Raw genomic sequence first — 8,833 nt, forward strand, 5'->3', positions numbered from 1 at the left:
GGTCGGGTAACCGCCTCGCACCTTTCGCCGACCGCGAGGAGTGGTGGCCCGTGTCCGACTCCGCGCCGCCGACCGGAGCGTCCGCGCAGGGTCCCCGGCACGGCCGGTTGACCACCCGCCCGCACCCGCCGGTGGTGTCGGGTCCCACCGGCCTCGTGCCGCTGCCCGGCGGCGACGGCGGCCGGCCGGCGATGGCGTACGTGCCGGAGCCGGCCGCCGACGGCGCCGCGTACCGGCTGGTGGTGCTGCTGCACGGGGCGGGCGGCTCCGCGCGGCAGGGCCTGGACCTGCTGCTGTCGGTGGCGGACGCGCATCACCTGCTGCTGGTCGCCCCGCAGTCGTCGGGGGCCAGCTGGGACCTGCTCGCCGGCGGCTTCGGGGTGGACGTGCAGCACATCGACGCGCTGCTGGCCAGCGCGTTCGACGGCTACCCCGTCAGCGGTGTGACACTTGGCGGTTTCTCCGACGGGGCCTCGTACGCCCTCTCGCTGGGCCTGGCCAACGGCGACCTGGTGGACGCGGTGCTGGCCTTCTCCCCCGGCTTCGCCGCGCCGCCGCGCATCCGGGGCCGGCCGCGGATCTTCGTCTCGCACGGGGTGGACGACCGCGTCCTGCCGATCGACGTGTGCAGCCGCCGTTTCGTGCCGCACCTGCGTGGCCTCGGCTACGACGTCACCTACGAGGAGTTCCCCGACGGCCACGACGTCCCCGCCCCGATCCGCGCGAGCGCCACCGGATGGCTCACCGCCGGCACCGGGCAAGACCCGAGCGCAGGGACGCGGTGAGGGGTCACACGACGGGCAGGCCGAGGGCCTCGTCCACGCGGGCCAGGACGGCGGCGTCGTCGTCGGGGTGCACGCCCCGCAGCAGGTCGATGGCCGTCGCCCGGATCTGACCGATGATCATGGCGAGTGGGAGGGTCTGGGTCGACCCGAAGAGCTGCCCGGCCGTGCGGACGGCGGCCAGCGCCGCCTCGTCCGCCCGGACGGCGTGCCGGTCGGCGGCCTCCTCCCGCCCGTCCAGGTCGGCGGCGAGCGCCGCGCCGGCCTCCCGGACCGCCTCGACCAGGCAGCGCAGCGCCCCGCCCAGCTCCGGTGGCGTCGGGGTCCGCAGTCGACTCAGCGTCACCCCGGCGCGGGCCAGCACCCGGACGTTGCGGACCACGTAGTCGGTCTGCCGGATCGACTCGTCCACCGACCGCAGCCGGCCGATGTGCCGACGCCGGCGCACGTTGAGCCGCAGCGCCTCACCGGCGGCGAGCACGCCCTCGCGCAGCCCGTCGACCCGGGCGTCCATGCCCCGGGCCCGCGTCAACGCGGCCATCGCCGCCGACTCGTCGCGACCGTCCAGCGCGTCGGCGATCCCGCCCACCAGGCCGGCCAACTCGTCGAAGGTCCGCCGCACCTCGGCGACGAGGGGGGCGAGCGGGTGCCGGGCGTCGACGAGGAGGCTGACCGCGAGCGCGACCGCGCCGCCGACCAGCGCGTCGACGAAGCGGAACGGCACCAGCGACCCGTCCGGTGGCGCGACCACCACCAGGTAGAGCGCGGAGACAGCGGCCTGGACCAGGGTCACGCCGGTGGCGCCGAAGGCGACCGCGAGCAGGACGGTGAGCAGGATGACGGTGCCGACCGTCCACGTGGTGCCCGGGCCGAGCGCCTGCACGACCAGGTCTGCGACGAGCACTCCGGCGGCCACCCCGAGTACGACCTCGACGGCCCGCCGGATCCGCTGCCCGCGGGCCTGGCCGAGCACGATCAGCGCGGCAGCCGGCGCGAAGAAGGGCTGCGGATGCCCGAGCAGGCGGGTGGCGAGCAGCCAGGCCACGGTCGCCGCGACGGTCGCCTCCAGCACCGGCCGCCAGCCCTGCCGCAGCCGGTGAGCGGCGACCCGCAGGCCCCCGAACCACGCCATCGCCCACCTCCGCTCACCTCGACCGCACGCCGGGGGTCCATGATCGCCCGCGCCCTTCCGGCGGCCCGGAGCGCCCCTCGCGATCGTTCACCATCGCGCGATCGACCCGCTCACCGGGCTGCGCGACGGTCGCCGCGCCGTCCTGCCGGGCTCGGTGGTCGACCCGCAGTACGCGCTGCGGGTCGGCGCACCGGCCCGAGGCTCAACTGCTGGTCAAGGCGCGCAGCAGCGTACGGACGGCGCCCGCGAGATCGGCGCGGCTGGCCGGGCCGCCGGGGGGCGGGGCGGTGAGCGCGCCGGCGCCGACCAGACGGTCGAAGAGCAGCCCATCGACGAAGGCGACGAACTGGTCGCCCTGCCGGTCGGGATCGGCGGCCCCGGCCCGGGTCAGCAGGTCCCGTGCCTGTGCCCGCATGCCGGTGCCGTGGTGCAGGATGCCGCGCAGTTCGGGGCGGTGGACCGCCTCCAGCAGACAGGCGTAGCGGGCCAGCGTCCGGCTGCGTCCGGTGCTCAGCCAGCGGTCGAGAACCTCGGCCACCCCGACGGCGAGCCGGTCGAGGTCGTCGCCGTCGAGCCGGGCACCCGGCGTCGGGGAGGGCGGGCCGGTCGGCAGGTCGTACGCGGCCAGGTCGGTCCGTTCCCGCTCGGCAAGGCGTTCCACCACCGCCTCGATCAGTGCCTGTCGGGTGCGCAGGTACGCGGAGGTGGTGCCGGCTGGCAGCCCGGCGCGACCGTCGACGGCCCGGTGGGTCAGCGCCCGCATCCCGCCGGCGGCGATCAGCTCGATGGCGGCGTCGGTCAGCAGCGCGATCCGGTTGGCGCGGGCCGTCACGGGTCTCCTTTCGGTCGAGGTCCGCAGGTAGTATCACCCTTCTACAGATGTAGAAGGGTGGGCGACATGGGCGAGCCACACGCGGTCGTGGTCGGCGGCGGCATCGGCGGGCTGAGCGCGGCCCTCGCCCTGCACCGGCACGGGTGGCGGGTGACCGTGCTGGAACGCGCCCCCGAACTACGCGAGGTGGGCGCCGGGCTGACCCTGATGGCCAACTCGCTGCGCGCCCTGGACTCCCTCGGTCTGAGCCCGGCGCTGCGGTCCAGCGCGCACGCCGAGGCCCCCGGCGGGATCCGGGACCGGCGGGGCCGGTGGCTGTCCCGGGTGGACGCGGCGGAGATGATCCGGCAGCTCGGCACCAGCGCGCTCGGCATCCACCGGGCCACCCTGCACCGCATCCTGCGCGAGGCGCTGCCCGCGTCGTCGCTGCACACCGGGGCCGAGGTCGAGCACGTTGAGTCCGAACCCGACCGCGCCACGGTGCGCCACCACGGGCCCGACGGCCCACGAACCCTCGACGCCGACCTGGTCGTCGGCGCCGACGGCCTGCACAGCCGACTGCGCACCCAGCTCTGGCCGGAGATCCCGGCCCCGGTGTACGCGGGCTCGACGGCCTGGCGGGCCGCCGTCGCGTTCCCCGACCCGATCCCGACGGCGATCACCTGGGGCCCGGCTGCCGAGTTCGGCATGGTGCCGCTCGGCGAGGGCCAGGTCTACTGGTACGCGGCACTCAACGCTCCGCCCGGTGGCCACGCCCCGGACGAGCTGGCGGCCGTACGGGACCACTTCGGCGCCTGGCACGAGCCCATTCCCGCGCTGCTGGCGGCGACCCCACCCGGGGTGGTCCTGCGCAACGACATCCACCACCTGGCCACGGCGCTGCCCTCGTACGTGCGGGGACGGGTGGCGCTGCTCGGCGACGCGGCCCACGCGATGACGCCGAACCTCGGGCAGGGCGCCGGGCAGGCGATCGAGGACGCGGTCGTGCTCGGCGCGGCCTGCTCCGGCGGCGCAGAGGGGCTGCCGGCCGCCCTGGCGGCGTACGACGAGCAGCGTCGCCCCCGCAGCCAGGCCATCGCCCGTGCCTCGCTGCGCGCCGGCCGGTACGGCCAACAACTGCACAACCCGCTCGCCCTCGCCGTGCGCGCCGCCGCGCTGCGACTGATCCCGGCCGGCGCCGTCCTGCGCGGCATGACCCGGCAGGTCGACTGGCGACCACCGGCGGGCTGAGAGAGCGGCCACCCAGCCGGCCACCCAGCCGGCCACTCAGCCGGCCACGATCATCGACTCAGCCCGGGGTCGGGCACACCGGGACGCAAAACTCCAGTTTATTCTTTTGCGCCGCTTCCCACCTCGGTCGAATACGACAGTGCGCCGGTACAATCGGCGACTGCCTTGTGACCGATCGCTGACTGCTCATGGTGAAAGCGATCACACACACTGAGCGCATGAACAGGAGAGTCAACCGCGGCAGGGCACTCCGCGTCGCGGTGTGCCTCCTTCTTCTCGCCGCGTTGAGCGGCTGCATGCAACTCAACATCGGGCTCACCGTCAACGCCGATGACACGGTCGACGGGCAGTTGCTGCTGACCGCCCAGAAGTCCCTGCTGAGCGCCCGGAACAAGAACATCCCGGCGGCCTTCGCCGAGCTGCGGCAGAACATTCCGGCGCTGCCGCCGGGCGAGGAGACCAGCTACGAGGACGGCAAACTCTTCGGCACCCAGATCAGTTACCGCAGGGCACCGCTGGCGAGCTTCGACAGCGAAAGCGTCAAACTGGTCCGAGACGGCGACTTCTACCGATTCACGTTACCGCTGGACCCGAAGAAATACGGCGGGAAGATTGCCCAGCAGAATCCTCAACAACAGCAGGCTTTCCTCAAGCTGATGTCGTTCGAGATCTCGGTGACGTTTCCCGGTCGGGTGATCGACACCAATGGCACCGTCAACGGCCGGTCGGTCACCTGGAAGGTCGACTCCAACCAGGACAAGCCGATCGAACTGCGGGCCGTCGCCGAGGCCCCGCCCCGCCCCTCGGCGTCACCGGCGGCCGCCGCCTCCGACTCCGGCGGTTTCCCGTGGTTGCTGGTCGGCGGCGGCGTACTCCTGCTGCTGGTGCTCGCCGCGGTGGGCGTACTCCTGCTGCGCCGCCGTCGCCCGACGGCGCCGGCCGCACCCGGCCCGACCGCACCCGGCGCGACCGCACCCGGGCCGACCGCACCCGGGCCGACTGGGCCGACCTCGCCGGGCCCGCCCGCCGGCGCTCCCGGGCCCGGCTGATCCATCCGGTGGCCGGCCCCGCCGGCCACGTCCGGCCCCGGCCGCCCGCGACGACGGCGACCGGCGCCGGTGCTCCCCCCGCGGAGCACCGGCCCTCACCACCACCACATCCCGGTCGCACCATCGCAGAAAAGGGGGATCGCCGTGAACGATCTCTTCACCTGGGCCGCCCTGGGGACCATCGCCGGCGCGAGCGCCGCCACCCTGCTGGCCACCAACGTCATCGGCGGGCTCATCGGCCCGAGCGGCGACAAGCTCCGCAAGTGGATCGCCATCGCCATCGCGCTGCTGCTGTCCTACCTGACCGCGGCCTTCGCCGACGACGCCGGCGGCGAGAAGTGGGTCATCGCGTTCTTCAACGCGCTGGTGATCTTCTCCGCCGCGCTCGGCGTCAACCAGTTCCCGCCCGGCAACCGGCAGGCGACGCCCACCCAGCTCGCGAGCGGTCGCGAGCCCCGTGTCTTCCGCTCGTGGGTCTGAGGAGTGACGTCATGATCTTCGGAATTCTCAGCGCGGCGATCCAGGTGGGTCTCGGCGCCGTCCTCGGCCTCCTGGCCGGCGGCCCGGTCGGCCTGCTCATCGGCGCCGTCGTGGGCCTGCTGGTCGGCGCGGCGTTCGGCTGGGCGGTCACCTCCGCCGGGGTGTACGCGCCGGACGCCCGCGGCATCTTCCTCTTCGTCGTCGACCACACGTGGAGCCTGCTCAACACGATCGCCGGGGCCATCTACCTGGCCGTGCACCTGATCTTCGGGCACTCGCTGGACCGGCCCACCTCGGCGGGCAGCGGCCGGGTCAGCGTGGTGGAGGGCGTCTCACCCCGCTACGCCACCACCATCGGCACCGTCTGCGCCGGCTCCAGCTCCGGCATCCAGCGCCACGAGGACGTGCACATCTTCCAGGCGCGTCTGCTCGGCCCGCTCTACATCCCGCTGGTGCTGGCGAACTACGTGCTGTTCACCATCGCGCCGGTCTGGCTGCTCTACCACGACCACACCAACGCGCCGATCAACCGGTTCACCCGCTACTTCGAGATCGGCGTCTACCCGCACGTGTGGAACGAGGCCATCGCCTACCGGATCCAGGGGACGCCGCCGCGATGACCACCGACGGGCGCGGACCGATCGAGACGGCCACCGCCGAGCTGGCCGCATGGCTGACCGGCGTGGCGGGGCAACCCGTCCCGATCGGCCCGCCCCACGCGGGCGTCGACGCCGACGGGCTGACCCTGTGGCCGTTGGAGCTGCGCCCGGCCCAGCAGACGCGCTCCAGCGGCGCGGTCCGCGAGCCGTACCGGTTCACGGTCCGCTACCTGCTCTGCGTGGCCGGGCCGGCCGGGCTGGCCGTCCTGGACCGGGTGCTCACCGCCGCGACCAGCGACGGCAGCTACCCGCTGGTGCTGGAGGCCGGCGACGCCGCGCTGTGGAGCGCGTTCGACGCCGCGCCCCGACCGGCGCTGCTGATCGACGTGCCCACGCAGGTGGAGCACCCGACGCCGGCCGCGCCGCCGGTCCTGCAACCGCTGCGGCTGCGCCAGCTGTCGATGCGCACCCTCGCCGGCCGGGTGGTCGGCCCCGCGGACCAACCGCTCGCCGCCATGCGCGTCGAACTGCCCGGCACCGCGTCCGCGACCCGCACCGGCCCCGACGGCCGGTTCCTGATCGCCGGGGTCCCGCACGACCCCGAACACCCCGGCCCGGTACGGCTGCGGCTCAGCGGGCGCGGTCTCGTGCTCACCGCCGACGTCGACGCCGGCGAGGACGACATCGTCATCGTCTGCGCACCACCGACCCACTGACGCCCACCCGCACAGGAGGACCGATGCCCAGCTACGTCTCCCCCGGCATCTACGTCGAGGAGGTCCCCAGCGGCGCCCGACCGATCGGACCGGCGAGCACCAGCATCGCCGCGTTCGTCGGCGTCGCCCCGAACCGCGGCGCCCACCTGGGCAAGGCGGTACCGGTCAACAACTGGACCGAGTTCCTGCGGCTCTTCGCCGACGGGAACCAGATCGAGAGCACCCCACTGGCCCGGGCCGTGTTCGGTTTCCTGGACAACGGGGGCGCCCGATGCTGGGTGGTCAACGTCGGCGAGGGCGGCGCCATCACCGGCACCGGCCAGCGACGCGGTGGCCTGCAACTGCTGGAGGCCATCGACGAGATCTCCATCATCGCCGCTCCGGGCTTTTCCGACGTGGTGTCCCACGAGGCGCTGCTCAGCATGGCCGAGCGCACCCGCACCATGGTGGCGATCTGCGACCCGGCCCCGGACATCGACGACATCTCCGCGCTGACCCGGGTCGCCACCCCGTCGTCCGGCAAGCCGCCCAAGCCCGCCGAGGGCGCTGCCGGCAGCGCGGGACCCGGTGGGTCCGGCGGCGGCGAGGGACCGGCGTACCGGCCCCGGCAGTCCGAGTTCGGCGCGTTCTACTACCCGTGGATCGAGGTACGCGACCCGATCAGCGGGGAGTTGGAACTCACCCCGCCGAGCGGGCACCTCGCCGGCATCTGGGCCCGCACCGACGCCCTGCGGGGCGTGCACAAGGCGCCGGCCAACGAACCCGTCCGCGGCGCGGTCAACCTCGGCTACCTGGTCACCCGCCCGGAGCACGACGTGCTCAACCCCAAGGGCGTCAACGTGATCCGCTACTTCGCCGGCGAGGGCATCCGCGTCTGGGGCGCCCGTACGCTCGCCGCCGAGGCCAGCGAGTGGCGCTACCTCAACGTACGGCGGCTCAGCATCGCCATCGAGCAGGCCATCGCCAACGGCACCCGCTGGATGGTCTTCGAGCCGAACGACTTCACCCTCTGGCGCTCGATCCGGCGCGACATCGGGGCGTTCCTCACCCGGGTGTGGCGCGACGGCGCGCTGCTCGGGCGCAGCCCCGAGGAGGCGTTCTTCGTCAAGTGCGACGAGGAGACCAACCCGGTGGACGTCCGCGACGCCGGCATGGTGATCGCCCACATCGGCATCGCCGTCGTCAAGCCCGCCGAATTCGTGGTGTTCAAGTTGAGCCAGTGGGCCGGCGGCACCGAGACCGAGACGATCGGAGGCTGACACATGCCCACCACAGCCACCCCGCAGCCGGGCGCCCCGGTCGACCCGTACCGGGCGTACAACTTCCGGCTCCTCATCAACGGCGTCACCAACGGCCACTTCACCGAGATGAGCGGACTGGAGGTGAACATCCCCGGGCAGCCGTACCGCGAGCACGGCCCCGGACCGACGCGGATGGTCCCCGGCCAGGCCGAGTACGAGCCGGTGACCCTGCACTTCGGCCTCACCGCGTCCCGCGAGCTGTGGGACTGGGTGAACGCCACCGCCCAGGGCACCCTCAACCGCCGCAACGTGTCGGTGGTGCTGCTGGACTCCGCGGGCACCGCCGAGGTGCTGCGCTGGAACCTGATCGACGCCTGGCCCACCCGGTGGCGCGGGGCGCACCTCAACACGGTCAGCCACGAGATCGCCATCGCCTCGCTGACGCTGCGCTACGAGGGCCTGGAGTTGGAGACCGGCGGTGCCGCCGCGCCGACGCCCGCGTAGCTGGCTGGCCGGTCGGCTCCGCTCCGCGGCCGGCGCGGTGCAGCGCCTCGCCGGACTCGTCGAGAACACCGGCGTACCCCCGGCGCCTCCGGCGGAGGTGCCACGTCGTCTCGGGGAGCCGCCCCAGCACTGGCTGAACCTGGTCGCCGCACACGCCCCCGGCCTGCTGCGCGAACTGGACCTCGACTCGTCGCTGCGGCTCCTGGGCAGCGTCGACAGGTCGAAGCCGGCGGGGATGTCCTCGCCCCACTTCATCATCGTCCGGATC

General features: G+C 73.8%; 10 protein-coding genes and 1 pseudogene. 9 read left to right on the plus strand and 2 right to left on the minus strand.

The features are described 5' to 3' along the window. On the plus strand, nucleotides 1-785 hold a 785-nt coding region (locus tag AB0J68_RS20255; protein ID WP_363939905.1), incomplete at its 5' end, for a hypothetical protein. Nucleotides 786-789: 4 nt separating this feature from the next. Here the strand turns inward: AB0J68_RS20255 and AB0J68_RS20260 are convergent. Both AB0J68_RS20260 and AB0J68_RS20265 read right to left on the minus strand, forming a co-directional pair. After that, nucleotides 790-1,914: an FUSC family protein gene (locus tag AB0J68_RS20260; protein WP_354863241.1), complete on the minus strand. Its 1,125-nt coding sequence runs from the start codon at nucleotides 1,912-1,914 to the stop codon at nucleotides 790-792. 202 nt (nucleotides 1,915-2,116) lie between these two features. Beyond that, the gene (locus AB0J68_RS20265; protein ID WP_363939907.1) at nucleotides 2,117-2,746 is read right to left on the minus strand and encodes a TetR/AcrR family transcriptional regulator; all 630 of its coding nucleotides are present in this window, start codon (nucleotides 2,744-2,746) and stop codon (nucleotides 2,117-2,119) included. Between the two features lie 66 nt (nucleotides 2,747-2,812). Between AB0J68_RS20265 and AB0J68_RS20270 the strand changes: the two genes are divergently transcribed. The 8 genes and pseudogenes from AB0J68_RS20270 to AB0J68_RS20305 all read left to right on the plus strand — a co-directional run. Beyond that, entirely contained in the window at nucleotides 2,813-3,976 is a 1,164-nt protein-coding gene (locus AB0J68_RS20270) for an FAD-dependent oxidoreductase (RefSeq protein ID WP_363939909.1), read from the plus strand. A 218-nt stretch (nucleotides 3,977-4,194) separates the two neighbouring features. Continuing rightward, the gene (locus tag AB0J68_RS20275) at nucleotides 4,195-5,025 is read left to right on the plus strand and encodes a DUF3153 domain-containing protein (RefSeq protein ID WP_363939911.1); all 831 of its coding nucleotides are present in this window, start codon (nucleotides 4,195-4,197) and stop codon (nucleotides 5,023-5,025) included. A 144-nt stretch (nucleotides 5,026-5,169) separates the two neighbouring features. Continuing rightward, nucleotides 5,170-5,505, plus strand: a complete 336-nt coding sequence (locus AB0J68_RS20280) for a hypothetical protein (protein WP_355065267.1) — start codon at nucleotides 5,170-5,172, stop codon at nucleotides 5,503-5,505. Between the two features lie 11 nt (nucleotides 5,506-5,516). Then, a complete protein-coding gene (locus tag AB0J68_RS20285; protein WP_363939912.1) occupies nucleotides 5,517-6,125 on the plus strand; it encodes a glycine zipper family protein in 609 nt (202 codons plus the stop codon). Next, the gene (locus AB0J68_RS20290) at nucleotides 6,122-6,820 is read left to right on the plus strand and encodes a carboxypeptidase-like regulatory domain-containing protein (RefSeq protein ID WP_363939914.1); all 699 of its coding nucleotides are present in this window, start codon (nucleotides 6,122-6,124) and stop codon (nucleotides 6,818-6,820) included. The genes AB0J68_RS20285 and AB0J68_RS20290 overlap by 4 nt, the downstream gene beginning before the upstream one ends. A 23-nt stretch (nucleotides 6,821-6,843) precedes the next feature. Then, nucleotides 6,844-8,079, plus strand: coding sequence for a phage tail sheath subtilisin-like domain-containing protein (locus AB0J68_RS20295; RefSeq protein ID WP_363939915.1), 1,236 nt, complete (start codon nucleotides 6,844-6,846; stop codon nucleotides 8,077-8,079). A 3-nt stretch (nucleotides 8,080-8,082) separates the two neighbouring features. Continuing rightward, nucleotides 8,083-8,565 (plus strand): phage tail protein, encoded by a 483-nt coding sequence (locus tag AB0J68_RS20300; RefSeq protein ID WP_354862842.1) that lies wholly within the window; start codon nucleotides 8,083-8,085, stop codon nucleotides 8,563-8,565. Next, nucleotides 8,540-8,833 (plus strand): annotated as a pseudogene (locus AB0J68_RS20305) (hypothetical protein); the annotation flags it as partial. The gene AB0J68_RS20300 and the pseudogene AB0J68_RS20305, both read left to right, overlap by 26 nt.

The organism is Micromonospora sp. NPDC049580, assembly GCF_040675595.1.
Classification (GTDB): domain Bacteria; phylum Actinomycetota; class Actinomycetes; order Mycobacteriales; family Micromonosporaceae; genus Micromonospora.

What these genes read in the sequence shown, in the direction of transcription:
- AB0J68_RS20260 (WP_354863241.1), bottom strand. Translation starts at nt 1,914, where the DNA reads ATGGCGTGGTTCGGGGGCCTGCGGGTCGCCGCTCACCGGCTGCGGCAG.
- AB0J68_RS20270 (WP_363939909.1), top strand. Translation starts at nt 2,813, where the DNA reads ATGGGCGAGCCACACGCGGTCGTGGTCGGCGGCGGCATCGGCGGGCTG.
- AB0J68_RS20275 (WP_363939911.1), top strand. Translation starts at nt 4,195, where the DNA reads ATGAACAGGAGAGTCAACCGCGGCAGGGCACTCCGCGTCGCGGTGTGC.
- AB0J68_RS20285 (WP_363939912.1), top strand. Translation starts at nt 5,517, where the DNA reads ATGATCTTCGGAATTCTCAGCGCGGCGATCCAGGTGGGTCTCGGCGCC.
- AB0J68_RS20290 (WP_363939914.1), top strand. Translation starts at nt 6,122, where the DNA reads ATGACCACCGACGGGCGCGGACCGATCGAGACGGCCACCGCCGAGCTG.
- AB0J68_RS20295 (WP_363939915.1), top strand. Translation starts at nt 6,844, where the DNA reads ATGCCCAGCTACGTCTCCCCCGGCATCTACGTCGAGGAGGTCCCCAGC.
- AB0J68_RS20300 (WP_354862842.1), top strand. Translation starts at nt 8,083, where the DNA reads ATGCCCACCACAGCCACCCCGCAGCCGGGCGCCCCGGTCGACCCGTAC.